This window comes from Deinococcus planocerae, assembly GCF_002869765.1.
Classification (GTDB): domain Bacteria; phylum Deinococcota; class Deinococci; order Deinococcales; family Deinococcaceae; genus Deinococcus; species Deinococcus planocerae.
Map to the genome: position 1 here is coordinate 32,030 of NZ_PNOR01000033.1, position 15,272 is coordinate 47,301.

17 protein-coding genes and 2 pseudogenes are annotated in these 15,272 nt (G+C 71.9%); 13 read left to right on the plus strand and 6 right to left on the minus strand.

The annotated features are described in order from the left end of the window. Positions 1 to 53: 53 nt before the first annotated feature. Entirely contained in the window at positions 54 to 542 is a 489-nt protein-coding gene (locus tag A7B18_RS16560) for a hypothetical protein (RefSeq protein ID WP_102127807.1), read from the minus strand. A 210-nt stretch (positions 543 to 752) separates the two neighbouring features. Here A7B18_RS16560 and A7B18_RS16565 point away from each other — a divergent pair, with 210 nt between their 5' ends. The 4 genes and pseudogenes from A7B18_RS16565 to A7B18_RS16575 all read left to right on the plus strand — a co-directional run bounded on the left by A7B18_RS16565 (position 753) and on the right by A7B18_RS16575 (position 2,759). Next, positions 753 to 1,283, plus strand: coding sequence for a phosphoribosyltransferase family protein (locus A7B18_RS16565; protein ID WP_102127808.1), 531 nt, complete (start codon positions 753 to 755; stop codon positions 1,281 to 1,283). Between the two features lie 51 nt (positions 1,284 to 1,334). Continuing rightward, a pseudogene (locus A7B18_RS22055) lies at positions 1,335 to 1,739 on the plus strand (GNAT family N-acetyltransferase); the annotation flags it as partial. Between the two features lie 111 nt (positions 1,740 to 1,850). Then, the gene (locus tag A7B18_RS22060; RefSeq protein ID WP_180970205.1) at positions 1,851 to 2,396 is read left to right on the plus strand and encodes a phosphoribosyltransferase family protein; all 546 of its coding nucleotides are present in this window, start codon (positions 1,851 to 1,853) and stop codon (positions 2,394 to 2,396) included. An 81-nt stretch (positions 2,397 to 2,477) separates the two neighbouring features. Further along, on the plus strand, positions 2,478 to 2,759 hold the full coding sequence (locus A7B18_RS16575) for an M-like protein (RefSeq protein WP_102127810.1): 282 nt from the start codon (positions 2,478 to 2,480) through the stop codon (positions 2,757 to 2,759). 111 nt (positions 2,760 to 2,870) lie between these two features. On the opposite strand, the gene mnmE is transcribed toward A7B18_RS16575, so the two are convergent. Then, complete coding sequence (mnmE, locus tag A7B18_RS16580) at positions 2,871 to 4,190, minus strand: tRNA uridine-5-carboxymethylaminomethyl(34) synthesis GTPase MnmE (protein ID WP_102127811.1); 1,320 nt, start codon at positions 4,188 to 4,190, stop codon at positions 2,871 to 2,873. A 96-nt stretch (positions 4,191 to 4,286) separates the two neighbouring features. Between mnmE and A7B18_RS21555 the strand changes: the two genes are divergently transcribed. Next, positions 4,287 to 4,787: an SMI1/KNR4 family protein gene (locus A7B18_RS21555; RefSeq protein WP_180970204.1), complete on the plus strand. Its 501-nt coding sequence runs from the start codon at positions 4,287 to 4,289 to the stop codon at positions 4,785 to 4,787. 1 nt (position 4,788) lies between these two features. On the opposite strand, the gene A7B18_RS16585 is transcribed toward A7B18_RS21555, so the two are convergent. Then, a complete protein-coding gene (locus A7B18_RS16585) occupies positions 4,789 to 5,385 on the minus strand; it encodes a DUF4258 domain-containing protein (RefSeq protein WP_180970206.1) in 597 nt (198 codons plus the stop codon). Between the two features lie 350 nt (positions 5,386 to 5,735). Here A7B18_RS16585 and A7B18_RS16590 point away from each other — a divergent pair, with 350 nt between their 5' ends. Next, complete coding sequence (locus A7B18_RS16590) at positions 5,736 to 6,599, plus strand: GNAT family N-acetyltransferase (protein WP_102127813.1); 864 nt, start codon at positions 5,736 to 5,738, stop codon at positions 6,597 to 6,599. Positions 6,600 to 6,695: 96 nt separating this feature from the next. Beyond that, on the plus strand, positions 6,696 to 7,001 hold the full coding sequence (locus A7B18_RS16595; RefSeq protein WP_102127814.1) for a hypothetical protein: 306 nt from the start codon (positions 6,696 to 6,698) through the stop codon (positions 6,999 to 7,001). Between the two features lie 179 nt (positions 7,002 to 7,180). Here the strand turns inward: A7B18_RS16595 and A7B18_RS16600 are convergent, their stop codons facing one another. Further along, a complete protein-coding gene (locus A7B18_RS16600) occupies positions 7,181 to 7,813 on the minus strand; it encodes a DUF305 domain-containing protein (protein WP_102127815.1) in 633 nt (210 codons plus the stop codon). 90 nt (positions 7,814 to 7,903) lie between these two features. Here A7B18_RS16600 and trmFO point away from each other — a divergent pair, with 90 nt between their 5' ends. From trmFO to A7B18_RS22915, 5 genes are all read left to right on the plus strand, one after another. Continuing rightward, a complete protein-coding gene (gene trmFO / locus A7B18_RS16605) occupies positions 7,904 to 9,298 on the plus strand; it encodes a methylenetetrahydrofolate--tRNA-(uracil(54)-C(5))-methyltransferase (FADH(2)-oxidizing) TrmFO (protein WP_102127816.1) in 1,395 nt (464 codons plus the stop codon). Positions 9,299 to 9,389: 91 nt separating this feature from the next. Then, the gene (locus tag A7B18_RS16610) at positions 9,390 to 11,339 is read left to right on the plus strand and encodes a serine/threonine-protein kinase (RefSeq protein ID WP_102127817.1); all 1,950 of its coding nucleotides are present in this window, start codon (positions 9,390 to 9,392) and stop codon (positions 11,337 to 11,339) included. Between the two features lie 107 nt (positions 11,340 to 11,446). Continuing rightward, positions 11,447 to 11,752 carry a twin-arginine translocase TatA/TatE family subunit gene (gene tatA, locus A7B18_RS16615; RefSeq protein ID WP_102127818.1) on the plus strand — a complete coding sequence of 102 codons (306 nt, stop codon included), beginning with the start codon at positions 11,447 to 11,449 and terminating at the stop codon, positions 11,750 to 11,752. Positions 11,753 to 11,978: 226 nt separating this feature from the next. Then, positions 11,979 to 13,478, plus strand: coding sequence for a YifB family Mg chelatase-like AAA ATPase (locus A7B18_RS16620; protein ID WP_102127819.1), 1,500 nt, complete (start codon positions 11,979 to 11,981; stop codon positions 13,476 to 13,478). A gap of 201 nt (positions 13,479 to 13,679) precedes the next feature. Beyond that, positions 13,680 to 13,802 carry a hypothetical protein gene (locus A7B18_RS22915; RefSeq protein ID WP_281260167.1) on the plus strand — a complete coding sequence of 41 codons (123 nt, stop codon included), beginning with the start codon at positions 13,680 to 13,682 and terminating at the stop codon, positions 13,800 to 13,802. Between the two features lie 60 nt (positions 13,803 to 13,862). Here the strand turns inward: A7B18_RS22915 and A7B18_RS16625 are convergent, their stop codons facing one another. Together A7B18_RS16625 and A7B18_RS16630 are read right to left on the minus strand one after the other, a co-directional pair. Then, on the minus strand, positions 13,863 to 14,108 hold the full coding sequence (locus A7B18_RS16625; protein ID WP_102127820.1) for a hypothetical protein: 246 nt from the start codon (positions 14,106 to 14,108) through the stop codon (positions 13,863 to 13,865). 40 nt (positions 14,109 to 14,148) lie between these two features. Further along, positions 14,149 to 14,433, minus strand: a complete 285-nt coding sequence (locus A7B18_RS16630; protein WP_102127821.1) for a hypothetical protein — start codon at positions 14,431 to 14,433, stop codon at positions 14,149 to 14,151. Positions 14,434 to 14,583: 150 nt separating this feature from the next. Here A7B18_RS16630 and A7B18_RS16635 point away from each other — a divergent pair. Then, a pseudogene (locus A7B18_RS16635) lies at positions 14,584 to 15,272 on the plus strand (hypothetical protein); the annotation flags it as partial.

The window sequence follows — 15,272 nt, forward strand, 5'->3', positions numbered from 1 at the left end:
GGAAGGGGGTGGACCGCCCCTCCTGGTCCACCCCTCCGCTCGGACGTGCCCGCTCAGGACTTGCGCTGGAGGTCGTCCTTGATCTCGGCCACGAGCTTTTCCCCGCCGCGCTGCACCTCGCCGCCCGCCGCGCGGACGGACGCGCCCGGCGACTGGCCCTGCATCACGTCGGAGGCGGCGGACTTCACGGCGTCGCCCGCGCGGGCGAGATTGCCCTCGGGGCCGGGGTTCACCCGCTTGATCAGGCCGTCGATCTGCTCTTTCACCGTGGGGTTGCTGCGGTACAGGGCGTACCCGCCGCCCACGAGGAGCACCAGCCCCCACGGAAAGCCGCCGCCCGAGGACTTCTGCTTCTTCAGGGCCGCCGTCAGGAGGCTGACCTCGCCCTGGAGGCTCTGGACCTCCTTTTGCTGCTTGGTGAGCGCGGCGGCCATCTCGGCGTGCTGCTTCATAACGGCCTTGGAAACCTGCTCCTCCATCTCGTGGCGGGCTTTCTGGGCGGCCTGCTTGAGGTCGGTCGTGGTGCGCGTGGCGGTGGTCATGTCGCTTTCCTCCTGGGAATTGAGCTGTGGACGCCTGCGGTGGCCCCTGTCGCGCTGCGGCCACCCTGGTCTCGTGAAGTCTGAGGGTCGGCTCTCCGAGGTTCTTGCGAGCGAGATAAAGGATTTTCCACAAATTCGGGTGCATGAAGGCTTCCTCAAAGTCCGGCGGCGCTGGGGGCGGGTCCGGGGCGTGGGGTTACACTCGGGCACGTGAAGACGCACAAGGTCGAGGTCGGGAACGTGACGCGCGAGCTGCCGGTCGTGCCGGTGGCGCCGGGGGTGAGCGTGGCCCTGTTCAACATGCTGGGGGACACGGAAGTGACCGAGGCCGCCGGACGCGAACTCGCCGCCCGCTTGCCGACAGACGTGGACGTGCTCGTGACGCCCGAGGTCAAGGCCCTGTCGCTGGCGCACGTGATCAGCCGGGAGAGCGGCAAGCCCTACATCGTGATCCGCAAGACGCAAAAGCCCTACATGGTGGACCCCATCGCCCGCGAGGTCGTGAGCATCACCACGGGCAAACCGCAACTGCTCGTGCTCGACGGCTTCGACGTGGAGAAGATCAGGGGCCGGAAGGTCGCCATCGTGGACGACGTGGTGTCCAGCGGCGGCACGCTGCACTCGCTGCGGCAGATCATCGAGGAGGTCGGCGGCGAGGTCGCGGCGGTCGTCGCCGTCTTCACCGAAGGGCAGGAGCGCCCCGAGGTCACGGCGCTGGGGCACCTGCCGCTGTTTTCTTGACCGCTGGCGGCGCCGGGTCCCAACCCGCTCCTCCTGACCGCGCGGCTGCGTCTGGAGCCCCAGCGCGTCGGGCACGCGCCCGAGATGGCGGCGGTCCTTGCGGCTGAGCGCGTCCACGAGTTCCTGCCCTCCTCGCCTCCTTCCGAGGTGGAGTTGCGCGCTCGCTTCGCCCGCCTGGAGTCGCGCTCCTCGCCCGACGGGGCGCAGGGGTGGCTCAATTGGGTCGTCCTTCCCCGTGGGGGAGGCCCCGCCCTGGGGACCGTGCAGGCCACGGTGCGCCCGGGGGAGGGGGAGGCGGACGTGGCTTACGTGTTCCGTCCCTCCGCCTGGGGTCGGGGGTACGCTTCGGAAGCGGTGCGGGCCCTGCTGGAGTTCCTGGCCGTGGTTCCGGGCGTGCGGGAGGCCGTGGCTCAGGTCGACACGTGCAACGCGGCCTCCATCCGCCTGCTCACGCGGCTGGGCTTCGTGCAGACGGGGTTCACTCCCCACGCGGACGAGTTCCGGGGGGTGCCCAGCGACGAATACACCTTTCGCCTGTTCCTGGATTCTTCGGGTAGGGTGGGCGGCATGGTCGAGTCTCCCTCCCAGGCCCCGCGCGTGACCGTTGGCGGCGTGACCCGTGAGCTTCCCACCGTCCGCGTCGGCAGCGTCGGGCGGGTGCCCCTGGTGGAATTTATCGGGGACAGCGAGTTCACCAAGGCCGCCGCCGCGGCGATGCTGCCCCTGATTCCGCCGGGCACCGAGGTCCTGCTCACGGTGGTCACGAACGCGCTGCCGCTCGCCCACGAACTCAGCGACCGCTCGGGCCTGCCCTACGTCGCCGTGCGCAAGAAACGCCGCACCTACATGCAAGACCCCCTGATCCAGAACGTGCCCAGCATGACCCTCGGCGTCTCGGAGACCCTCTGGCTCGACGGGCCGCACGCCGCGCGGCTCAGGGGCAAGCGCGTCGCCATCGTGCAGGACGTGATCGCCAGCGGGGGCACGGCGCAGGCCCTCGCCCGGCTCGTCGAGCGCGCCGGCGGCACCCTGGGCGGCTACGTCGCCGCCTTCAAGCAGGGGGACACGACCCTGCCCGTGGCGTACCTTCAGGAGTTGCCGACGAGTCTGTGAGGCGCGGCGAATCTTAAAGGGACGCTCAGGCCGCACTCCGGGAAGCGCTGCTAGCTTGGCAAGACAGAGGAGGGAATTCCCATGACCCAGAGCGACGACCAGCAGCTCCAGAACGTCCCGTCCGCCGACTCGTCCGTGAAGACCGAAGACGAGATCAGCAACGTGGACCTCCAGTTCATGGGCCGCACCGACGAGCACCGCGACGCCCTCAAGGACGCCCGCGCCGAAGCCCGCATCGCCGACGAGTTCGAGGACCGCGGCCTCGACAAGCAGGACGTGGCCTCCAGCGGCAGCATGATCACCTCCGACCCCGCCAGCACCACCCCCGGCGACGAGACCTCGGACGACACGAGCAACGGCTGAGGTCGTCTGGCCCCGGTGAGGGACCGGGGATACAGAAGGTCGAAGGCAGAAAGCAGAAGGCGCCCCCGCTCGGCCTTCTGCTTTCTGCCTTTTGCGACGTTCGCGGGAAGGTTACTTCCCCACGCAAAAGTTCCGGAACACCGCGTCCACCACGTCCTCGCCCACGTCGCGCCCGGTCAGCTCCGCGAGTGAGCGCAACGCCTCCTCCAGCTCGTACCCGGCCAGCTCGTCGGGGAGGAGGCGGGCCGCGCGAACGTGCTCCAGCGCCCGCCGCGCCGCGTCTGCCTGCCGCTCGGTCGTGAGCCACGCCTCGCCCCGCGCCGCGTCGCCGATCAGGGCCGCGTGGATGGCGTCTCGCAACCTGGGCAGGCCTTCTCCGGTCACCGCGCTCACGGCCAGCGTAGTGGGGTCGGTCCACGCGGCGGGGAGGTCGCTCTTCGTCCGCACGCGCAGCACCCGCGCCGCTTCGGGCAACTCGGCGGGCAGCGCCTCGCGGGACAGGCTGCCGTCCTCCAGCGCGAGCACGAGGTCGGCGGAGGTCGCGAGGCTCACCGCCTGACGGACCCCGGCGGCCTCCACCGCGTCCGCCGTCTCGCGGATGCCCGCCGTGTCCACCAGCGTGACGGGCACCCCGGCGAGGGAGAGCTGGGCCTCCAGGTAGTCGCGCGTGGTGCCCGGAATCGGCGTGACGATGGACCGCTCGTAGCCCAGCAGCGCGTTGAGGAGGCTGCTCTTGCCCGCGTTGGGAGGGCCGATCAGGGCGAGGCGAGCGCCCCGGGTGGCGACCTGACCGGCGCGCGCCGTCCCCACCAAGGCCTCCAATTCTGCCTCCGCTGCCCGGAGGGGCGCGTCCCGGTCCTCCTCGGGCACCCCCTCCTCCGGGTAGTCGAGGAGGGCCTGGATCGCCGCCAGTGTGCGCGTGACGTGAGCGGCCACCCCCTCCACCCGCTGCCCGAGCGCCCCCGCGAGGCCCAGGGACGCTTGCCGCCGCGCCGTGTCCGTCCCCGCGTTCACGAGCCCCAGCACCGCCTCCGCCTGCGCGAGGTCGAGCCTGCCCGCGAGGTACGCCCGCTGGGTGAACTCCCCGGGCCGGGCCGGACGCGCCCCGAGTTCGAGGACCCGCGCCAGGACGCGCCCCAGCACCGCCGGGCTCCCGTGCGTCTGGAGTTCGGCCACATCCTCGCCCGTGTAGCTGCGGGGGGCGCGGAAGACCAGACACAACCCCTCGTCGAGCACCTCGCCGTCGTCGGCCACGAGTTGCCCGAAGAGGAACCGCCCGCCCCCCGTCGCGCTGGGCCTGCGCCGCCCCCGGAACACGCCGTCCGCGACCCTCAGCGCCTCCGGCCCGCTCACCCGCACGATGCCCACGCCCGCGCTGCCGGGGGCGGTGGCGATGGCGGCGATGGTATCCGAGAGGCCGAGGCGGGTCACGGGGGCAGGGTAGCAGGGGAGGGCGAAGATGGGTGTTGAGACGTAACACGGTTCTCCCCAGGTGCCGACTCGCCCCTGTTACGTTATCCACGACTTATGGAGGAGATGCAAAGAGTGCTGTTGTCCTACCGGGAAGGCCAAGTGGCGAGGCAGTCGCCGCTGGGGCCGTTGTTTCACACGTTTTACGCTCCTGCTGAGCGTTCTGCCATTGTGCGTGTGTTCGAGCAAAGAGGGCTGCCAAAGGCCCTTGAAGATTTTTGGCTGAGAACGTCCGGTGCGCGTTTATACGAGGATGTTACCTACGGTCAATGGGGGTTAGTTCTCTATTCACCTGAGGAAGCGGGAGCGCGTTCGCAAGATGCAAAAGAAGAACGCCCAGAAGATTACCGTATCGGTGATCTGATCGTCGGTGAATTCCTGGGCGATTTGGATGTTCTTCTAATCGCAGCGGAGATGAGCAGTTTTAATTTTGGCGCTGTGTACGTTGCTTCGCCCCTTGATCCTCGTGCCGAGTGGCCCAAAGTCGGGGACAATCTGGGCGACTTTCTGGAAGAGTTTGCTCAGGTGAATGGCGAGAAGTTCTGGGAGGGTAACTGACTTACCCCCCTTTCTTCCACTTCCCCTTGCTGCGGTTGCCCGGCTTGTTGCCCACCGGGGCCGTCCTCGTCCTGATTCTCTCGTCGTCGTAGCGCAACATGACGGCGAGGCGGGCGCGGGACATGATGTGGTGCGGGTGCTTGGGCACGAAGGCCGTCACCACGTCGAGGTGCCCGCCCTGGCCGTGCTCGACGACGACGTGCAGGGGCAGCGCCACCCCGTGCGACTCGAAAGAGCCGCACACCAGCCAGCGGCGGTCTTCCGGGTACACGGCCCGCACCCGCCCGGCGACGAGTACGTGCACGATGTCTTGCTCCAGGAACCCCTCGGCGCGGGCGTGGCCGATGGCGTGAGGGCAGAGGTGGTAATTGCCGTCATACACGGCGTCGCGCAGCCGGGCGTGGGCGCGGGTCAGCGTGTGGTCGGTGGTGTCGATGCCCGCGAGGTCGGCCTCACGCTGGGGCTTGACTGGCTTGGCGCGCAGGTGTTCGGGCTTCGCGGGCGGCGGCGTGGGCGCGCGGCGGGCCTCCTTCTCGGCACGGGCGAGCTGCGCGCGCAGGGCGAGGAGGTCCGTGCCGGTCTTCGCCGGGCGGCGCAGGGTGGTGGGGCTGGACGCGGGTGCTCTGGGAGCGGATGCTTTCGTCACGGCGGGCCTCCCGTCTGGGCCACCTCCCCGCGGTTCTCCTCTTCGGGTGTCGGCTCCGTTCGGGGGAAAAGGCCGCCTCCTAAAAGAAAAGACCCCTCAAACACGGCTTCGTGTTCGTGGGGAGAGAGGCAGCGTACCCTGTTCAGGGCATGGGGCGAGTATAGCACGCCCCTCGGCGTACACGACGTGACGCGCCGTGCAGACGGGGAGGGACGCCCCTTCTTACGCTGACCGTGTTCGCCCGGCCTGTGCTCGCTGAAGGTGACCGCCCCCGGCCCCGCGCTCCCAGGAGGTGTCCTGCCATGATCCGACCGATGCAAGCGACCGACGCCCCCGACGTGCTCGCCCTGCTCTCCTGGATGGACGACGCGCCCGAGCGCGAGGTCTTCGCCCCCGATGCCCGCGACGCCGCGTCCCTGCACGACGAGTGCGAGGACCGGGTGTGCCTCGTGGCCGAGGGGATAGACGGCGTGGTGCAGGCTTACTGCGGGCTTGCCCCCTTCCGAGACGGGCTGGTGCTGGAGGGCCCGCTCGGCACGGGCGAGCTGCACGGGCTGCTCAGGCGGGCGGTGGAACGGGCGGACGGCCTGCCCGTCTACGCCTTCAGCGCCCGCGATAACCTTGCCGTGCGGGAGGCGCTGGAGGCGGCGGGCTTCGCGGCCATGCACACCACCGACTTCTACACGGGCCGCGCCGAGCACCTCGCCCGCTCGGCCCGCGTGCCCCCCGAGTACACCACCGAGACGGCCCTTTCTCCGCAGGAATACCGCTCGCTTTTCCGCGCCGCCGAGGACGGCTGGTCGGGACGACTCGACTGGACGGACGCCGAGTTGCGGGCACATTTTGTGCGCGACGACGTGCGGCTCGTGGCCTTGCGCCGGGGCGGGCGGGCGGTGGGGTTCGCCGAACTCGAACTCAACGCCGAGGCGGCCCGCGCCGACCTGACCTACGTGGCCGTCCACCCCGCCGACCGGGGGCAGGGGCTGGGGCGCGTCCTGCTGGGGCTCGCCGCTGCCGAGGCCACCGTGCACCCCGAGGTCCGCACCCTGCGCGCCCGCGCCCACGACCACGCCCGTCCGGCCCGCGCCCTGTACGCCCGCGCGGGCCTGACGCACTGCCGAAGCGTGGTGACCTACCTGCGCGACGACACGGAGGGAGAGCCGTAAGAGGTGCTGGGCCGGGCGCTGGGGTGGGTGGCGCTGTGGCTCGTGGCAAGGTGGGCCGCACAATCCCTGCGCCGTCCCCGCGCTAGCCTCCCCGGCATGGGGAAACGTGACCGCCACGCCGTCCGCACCGCCTACGTCACGCTGCGCGACCTGCCCGGCTCGCGGGTGATGTTCTGGGTGGTGGACGAGTGCCCGTACTGCGGCGCGCGGCACTTCCACCCCGCCGGAAACCTCCGCACCGCCGACCCCAGCGAACGCCTCGGGGAACAGCCCGCCATGTGCGACCCCGGCCTGACCTACGAGTTGAGCCTGCCGCCGAGTCCCAAGAAGAAAAATGGCAAGCAGGAGCGCCGCAAGGAAAGGCGCGAGGGCAAACGGGGCGGGCTGGACGACGAGTATTAGGACAGGCAAAGGGAAGCGGGCGCAGAGGCGAAGTGCTGCGCCCGCTCCTCCTTGTTCTGCGTTCTTATAGCCTTTGACAAGGGAAAAGTTGTCACCCTGAGAGAAGCGAAGGGACCACTGCCAGGAAGACGAGATGTTTCGCCTCGCTCAACATGACATCGTTTTCGTGTCAAACGTCTTCAGTGTTGATGCCCGCCCATCTCCATGCCCTCCGTTCCTCCCTGACTGCCCCCCGCCGGAGCTGGAAGGGGTTGCGCGTTCCGGTCGGCGAGAAGCTGCGTCATCAGGCGAATCTCGCCCCCCTGCGCCGCCTGAATCTGCCGGGCGAGGGCCTGAACCTCGGGCCGGACGCCGTTTTCCAGGGCGGGCTCGACCATTTCCAGGGCTCCCCGGTGGTGGCGGATCATCAGTTGCAGGAAGGTCTTCTCCGCCTCCGAGACGGGCTGGGTGTCTATGCTGCCCAGTTCGGCGGGGGTCGCCATGCCCATCATCCGGGCGTGTTCTGCCGTCATGCCCTGGCCGCCCCACGGCAGGCCCCACAGCGTCAGCCAGCCGCGCATCTGCCCGATCTGCTCCTGCTGCGAGAGCATGATGTCGAGCGCGAGCGCCCGGATCGTGCGGTCCTCGCTGCGGTCCCGGATGCGCGTCGCCAGGTCCACCGCCTGCGCGTGGTGCTGGATCATCTCGCGCACGAAGCGGACCTCGGTGCTGCCCTCGCGCGGAGGGGTGAGCCGGGGGCCGAGGGTCAGCCCACCGACGAGCGCGAGGACGGCGAGCACGAGCAGGGCGAGGAGGCCGGGGCGGCGTGTCATGGGGCGAGTATAGGAAGGGGAGGGGAGGCGCCGCGTCCCGAGTTCCACGCTCCACAATCCACCCTGCCGCGTCCTCTACACTGACGTGTTATGAGCTTCCCGGAAATCACGGTCATCGGCGCGGGGCTGGCGGGGTCGCAATCGGCCCTCGCGGCGGCCAGGGCAGGCGTGCGGGTGCGCCTCCATGAAATGCGGCCCGTCAAGATGACGCCCGCCCACCGTTCGGGGAACTTCGCGGAACTGGTCTGCTCCAACTCCCTGGGCGGCGAGGGCGAGATGCAGGCCAAGGGTCTCCTCCAGGCCGAACTCCGCAGCGTGGGCGGCGAGATCATCACCTCGGCGGACGCCTCCCGCCTCCCCGCCGGGAATGCGCTGGCCGTCGAGCGCGAGGAGTTCAGCGCCCGCGTCACCCGCGCCGTCCGCGAGCACCCCCTCATCGAGGTCGTGGAAGGTGAGGTCGAGCGGGTGCCCGAGGGGATCGCGGTCATCGCCTCCGGGCCGCTGACCTCCGACGCGCTGGCCCAGGACCTCGCCCGCCTGACCGGGAGCGAGCGGCTGAGCTTCTACGACGCCGCCGCGCCCGTGATCGCCTTCGAGAGCATTGACCTGGAAAAGGCGTGGCGGGCCGGACGTTACGACCAGAGTGCCGACTACATCAACTGCCCCTTCACCAAGGAGGAGTACCTCCGTTTCTTCGAGGCGCTGGAGCAGGCCCGCAGCCACACGCCGCACGACTGGGAGAAGCTCGAATTCTTCGAGGGCTGTATGCCCATCGAGGAGATCGCCCGCCGCGGCGTGGACACCCCCCGCTTCGGCCCGATGTCGCCCAAGGGCCTGGACGACCCCCGCACCGGACGCTGGCCCTACGCCGTCGCCCAACTGCGCCAGGAGGACCGCGAGGGGAGGTTGTGGTCCCTCGTCGGCTTCCAGACGGGGCTGAAGTGGGGTGACCAGAAGGCGGTCGTGCAACTCATCCCGGGTCTGGAGAACGCCGAGGTCGTCCGCTACGGGGTGATGCATCGCAACACGTACCTCAACGCGCCGGAGGTGTTGGACTCCACGCTGGCGCTCCGCGCCGATCCCACCAAGTTCGTCGCGGGGGTGCTGGCGGGCACCGAGGGCTATCTGGAATCGGCGGCGACGGGGTGGCTGGCCGGACTGAATGCCGCGCGGCTCGCCCTCGGTCATCAGCCTCTCACCCCGCCCGCCGAGTCCATGCTGGGCGGCCTGGTGCGCTACCTCGCCTCCGCCAACGCCAGGGGGTTCCAACCCATGAACGTGAACTGGGCGCTCGTCCCTGAAATCCCCGTTCCCGAAGGCCGCCGCAAGCTCGGCAAGCGGGAGAAACGCCCGGTGATGTTCCGCCGGGGCCTGGACGCCTTCATGGACTGGGCGGGAGAGGAGGCAGGGCTCAGCGTCACGCCGCCTCCCGAGCCCCAGCCTGCCCCCGAGGCCGAGGAACAGGCCGCGCCTGTCTTAAGGTAATGGGGGAAGTGAGGGGACCGTACGCCTTCCCCAGACGACCTGGCCCTCCCCGTCCGGCGACTTCGACAACGCGGCGGTAGACTCTTTCCCGATGGAGATCGGGGCGACCGTGGTGGGGCGCTACGTGCTGCGCGCCCTGGTGGGGGAAGGCGGCAGCGCGAAGGTGTACCGCGCCCTGGACACCCACCTCGACCGCGAGGTGGCCGTCAAGGTGCTCCACCCCCACACCTCCGACGCCGAACGCGCCCGCTTCCTGCGGGAGGTGCGGACCCTCGCGCGGCTGACCCACCCCGGGGTGGTGCCTGTCCTCGACCTGGGCGAGACGCGGGAGGAGAGCGGGGCGGAGCGGGTCTTTTTCACCATGCCGCTCCTGGCAGGCGGGCCGATCACCGCGCTGGGGCCGCTGGAGGACGCGCCCGGACCGCTGGCCCACTTTCTGACTGCCGCCGCCTTCGCCTCGCGGGCGCTGGCCCACATCCACGGCCACGGGATCGTCCACCGCGACCTGACGCCCGGCAACGTCCTGCTCGACGACGCCCGGCTGCCGCGCATCATGGACTTCGGGCTGGTGGCCCTCTCGGACCACACCCGGCACCTCACCCGCTCGGGGGTCACGTTGGGCACGCCCGCCTACATGGCCCCCGAGCAGGCGCGCGGGGTGGGGGTGGGGCCGCGCAGCGACCTGTACGCGCTCGGCGCCGTGCTGTACCGGGTGGCCTGCGGGAGCCCGCCCTTCGTGGGTGACAGCGACCAGAGCGTCCTCTACCAGCACGTGTACGAGCCGCCGCCCGATCCCCGGGAGCTGAACCCCGCCGTGCCCGACGCCGTCGCCCGCGTGCTGCTGGCCCTCCTCGCCAAGGGGCCGGAGGACCGCCCCGGAAGCGGCGAGGCGGTCACGCACCTGTGGGACCTCGCCCGGCGGGACGTGTGGACGCGGCACGCCCGGGGGCAGTACCGGGGAGGCCGCGCCCGCACCGGCGAGCACCCCGACGGCCCGGCCCGGGTGGAGGGATTGCGCGAGGCCTGGAGCGTGGCCCTTCCCGGCGAGGTGACCTGGCCCGCCGCCGTGGTGGGGGAGGGGGACCTCGTGGCGGTGGGGACGCGGGGGGGGCAGCTCGTCCTGACCCACGCCTCCGGGCGGCCCTACGCGACCTACGCGGCGCGCGACGAGGTGACGGCCCCGGCGACCTTCATCGGCGGGGCGGTGCTGTATGGGGGCTGGGACGGCACCCTGCGGCGGGTGCGGCTCGGGGACGGGGCGGAGGGCTGGCTCCACCAGGCGCGGGCCGAGTTCACGGGGGCGCCGACCCTTTGGGGCGAGCGGGTGCTCGCCACCAGCCGCGACGGGCACCTCCACGCCCTGCACGCGGCGAGCGGCGAACTCGCCTGGGCCTACCGGGCGGCGGGGCCGGTGGCGGCGAGCCCCGTCGTGTGGGCGGGGGCGGCGCTGCTGTGCGACGAGAACGGCTGGCTGCACGCCCTCGACGCGCGGGAGGGCACGCCGCTGTGGAAGGTGGAGGTCGGCACGGTCCACGCCACGCCCGCCCTCGCGCCGACCGGGCCGGGGGAGGCGACCCTGATCGTCCCCACCTGGCCCGGCGAGGTGCACGCCCTGAGCCTGAGCGCGGCGTCGGGGCGCGCGGCGCTCGCCCAGCCCGAGCCCACCCTCTGGACCTACGACGTGGAGGACGAGATCTGGGCCGCCCCGGCGGTGACCGGGAACCTCGCCGTCGTGGCCGGGTGGGGGGGCACGGTGCGGGCCCTGAGGCTGTCCGACGGTGAGGACGTGTGGGCGTTCGCGCTGGGGGGCCGCGTGACCGCCAGCCCCGTGGTGAGTGCCGGGCTCGTCTTCCTGGCCTCCGAGGAGGGCGAACTCGTCGCGCTCGACGTGCGGAGCGGAAAGGTGCGCTGGCGCCGCCAGGAGCGCGAGGGGGTGCAGGCCACGCCGCTCGCCGCCGGGGGGACGCTGTACGTGGCCTTCATGAACGGGACCCTGCGGGCCTACCGGGGGGGGCCGGAGGAGCACGGCACCGGAACCTGAGGGCTTCGCCGAACGACGAGCCCCCTGACGTTTGTCTCGGCAGGCGAGGGTAGACTTCTGGCAGGACGCCGCTCCCCACGCTCCGTCCATGCCACGGAGGAACCCATATGCCCAACATCGGACCCGGTGAACTCCTCGTCATTCTCCTGATCGCGCTGCTCGTCTTCGGCCCGAAGAAACTGCCCGACCTCGGCAAGAGCCTCGGCGCGGGCATCCGCGAGTTCCGCCGGGGCACCCAGGGCCTCAAGGAGGAGCTTGAGGGCAGCTTCCGCGAGACGCCCCCCGCCCCTCAGCCCGCCCCCGTGCAGACGGTGGTCGCCAGCGCCGCGCCCCAGCCCGTGCAGGCTGTCACCCCCCAGGCCGTGACGCCCCAGGCGGTGAAGCCCACCCCCGACGACCCCCAGCGGGGCTGACCCCCCACCACCCACCGCCGCCCTCCTGACCACCGGGGGCGGCGTTTCCGTTGCCCTGTACCCCCATCGTGGGGGGTCGAAAAGACGCTCCAGAACGCGAGTTTGCCCGACGGGGAGGGGACGCCCTTCGCTACACTGCGCCCGTGACCTTGCAAGAGATGACGGCACCCCAGGACGAGACCGGCGAGACGCGGCGTGTGGCGGGACACCTCCCGCCGAGGGGCTGATGCTCGCCCGCGCCCGCAGCGTCGCCCTGATCGGCGTGGACGCCGTGCCCGTCGAGGTCGAGGTCGATGTCTCCCCGGGCCTGCCCGCCTTCGCCATCGTTGGCCTTCCTGACCAGGCGGTCAGCGAGGCGCGTGAGCGGGTCCGGGCCGCCGTCCGCAACGCGGGGCTGCCTTTCCCGGCGGCCCGCATCACGGTCAATCTCGCGCCCGCCGACCTGCGCAAGGAGGGGCCGCTGTACGACCTGCCCATCGCGCTCGGGCTGCTCGCCGCGCAGGAGTTGCTGCCCGCCTCCGCGCTCGCGGGCGTGGTGAGCGCCGGGGAACTCGCCCTCGACGGGTCGCTGCGGCCCATCGCCGGGGCGGTGAACCTCGCCCTGCTCGCCGCGCAGGAACGCCTGCCCGCCCTGCTGCCCGCGGGCAACGCTTCCGAGGCGGCCCTGATCGACGGGGTGCGGGTGTACGGGGCGCGGACCCTGGAGGACGCGGTGCGCCACCTCACCGGCCAGACCCTCCTTCCCGAGGTCGCCCCGCCCGAGCCCGCCGCCTCGGAGGACACCCTCCTCGACCTCGCCGACCTCAAGGGGCAGACGGCGGCGAAGCGCGCGCTGGAGATCGCCGTCGCGGGTGGGCACAACCTGCTCCTCGTCGGCTCGCCGGGGAGCGGCAAGACCATGCTCGCCCGCCGCGCCCCTGGCCTGACCCCGCCCCTCACCCGTGCCGAGGCGCTGGAGGTCACCCGCATCCACTCCGCCGCCGGACTGCTCGCCGCCCGGGGAGGGCTCGTCGGGCAGGCGCCGTACAGAGCCCCGCACCACACCGTCTCGGACGCCGGGCTGATCGGGGGTGGCGGCGTGCCCAAGCCCGGCGAGGTGTCGCTCGCGCACCGGGGCGTCCTCTTCCTCGACGAATTTCCCGAGTTCTCCCGCAAGGCGCTCGAAACCCTGCGGCAGCCCCTGGAGGACGGGCACGTCACGATCAGCCGCGCCCGCGCGACCGTGAGCTACCCCGCCCGCTTCCAGCTCATCGCGGCCATGAACCCTTGCCCCTGCGGGCACCACGGCGACCCCGAGAAGGCCTGCAAGTGCACGCCGGTCGAGCACACCCGGTACGCCGGGCGCCTCAGCGGGCCGCTCCTCGACCGCATCGACCTGACGGTGAAGGTGCCGCGCCTGACGGTGGACGAGCTGAGCCGCGCCCCCGAGACGGAGGGTTCGGCCCAGGTCCGCGCCCGGGTGGCCCGCGCCCGAGAGGCGATGCTCGCCCGGCAGGGGGGCCGCAACAGCGACCTCGGCGGGCAGGCCCTGCGGCGTCACGCGGCGCTGCGGCCCGGCCCGGACGCCTTCCTGCGTGCCGCCGCCCGGCAGCTCAACCTGACGGGAAGGGGGTTCGACCGTGTTCTGCGCGTTTCCCGTACCGTGGCCGACCTCGCGGGCAGCGCCGACATCACCGAGGCGCACCTCGCGGAGGCGGTCACGTACCGCCCGCGTGAATTGGCCTAGGCCGCGTTCCGATGCGCCCGTGCTCGGCGGGCTTACCGTCAAGTTCTCGCCCCACGACCCGGACGCCGCACCGCCCGGACCTGCAAGCCGACACGCCCGCCCGGCCCACCTTTACGCGGCTGGCCTCCGGGCCGAGCCTCTTCCCGATGCGGATCGGCGTGTCCTCCCTGCCGGTGACCGGGGATCGAGGGCTCCCTGTTCATGAGCACCGGGTTCCTGACCGCCAGCACCCTAACCCTGAGCGACCGCCACGAGCACGAGAGGTTCGTCCACCGCCCGCGAAGTGCCCACGCCGAGCGGGTCCCGAGCAAGGACGGGAGCTGACAGCGAAGGGCCGACCCAGCACAGACGCGGCGGGTCGGCCCTCTAAGCGAGGGTGTCCGGTCAGACGGTTCCCCCACCGCTGTCGCGCTCTCCGGGCACGGTTCCGTCCGGGGTGATGTCGGGGTCAAGGACGGCGGGCACGGCGGTGGTGTTCGCGTTGGCGACGGCGGGCAGGGCGATCTGGTCGTTGTCCCAGAGTTCGCCGCTCGTCGCCGGAGGATTTTTCAGATTGCCGCCTTCCTGCTCGACCTCCTCGACGCTGCGGCCTAGGGGTGTGTCGCCGTACCGGTTCTCGCTGTCGGTCATGCTCTCTGCCCCCTCGTGGTGCCGGGCACGGCGCCCGGCGTCAGGCGCTTCCCTCGCTGCTGTCGCGGTTCTCGCGGGCCGTGCCGTCCTCGGCCCCGCCGGTGTTCGCGTCCGTGACCCGGTTCACGTCCACGACGCCGGGGATGACGGCGGTGCCCGCCGGGCCGCTCAGCACGGGGGCCGCCGGAACTCCGGCGAGCATGTCGTCGTCTCGGACCTGTTCGCCGGGGACGGCGGAGTTCACCCGGTTGCCCGCGTCTCCCTCGACCTCCTCGACGCTGCGGCCCAGGGGAGCGTCGCCGTACCGGTTCTCGTTGTCGGTCATGGCCCAGTGTGTGGGGGGCGGCGGGCCGGGCGCGTGAGTCGCGGCTTGGGGGCGCCTTCATGCCGGGGGGGCGGGCGAAGATGCAGAGGAAGGTGCGTGCGGGCGCGGTCGACCCGCTATGCTGCCCTTCAAGGTGAGGAGAGCTGAGCCATGAATGACCGCGTACAGTCGGCCCTCAAGGGGCTGGGCATCGGCGTGCCGCCCGTCGCGACGCTGGAACGTGAGGGGGCGTTTTTCGCCCTGCTGGACGACACCCTGATCTACCAGGACGCGGGCGGCACCCGCCGGGTCACCCTGCGCGACCTGACCCGCATCCACAGCGACGAGGAAGGCCTCCTGCGGGTCGAGACCCCCGCCGGAACCGCCCTGACCGCCAGCCTGCTCGGCTACGACCCCGCCCGCGTCCAGACCTTCTTCTCGGGGGTGCGCGACGCCACCGCCCGCGCCAAGCACCTCCCCACCTCGCCCCTCCCCGGCATGAGCGGGCAAAAGACTTTCGGCCCCCCGCCCGGGTCCCCCCCCGCCGCGGCCAAGGGGCCGCCTCCGGCTCCCTCCACCCCCGCCGCCGGACCCCCCCGCGAGGAGCCGAGGCCGAAGGTCCGCCTGGACGCCGCAAAGGTCCCGGCCCCCGGGAAGGAGGACCCGACCCCGCCCCGCGAGCGCCCCGCCCCGCCCGCCTCCCCCCGCGCGACCCAGTGGAAGCCGCCCGGCCAGAACGACCTCGGCGGCGAGACCGTGCGGGTGATCGGCCCGGCGGGGGGGGGCCAGACGCCCGCCCCCCCGCCCCCCGCGGCGAAGGCTACCCCGACGCCCGCGCCCACCCCCGTGACGCCCGCCCC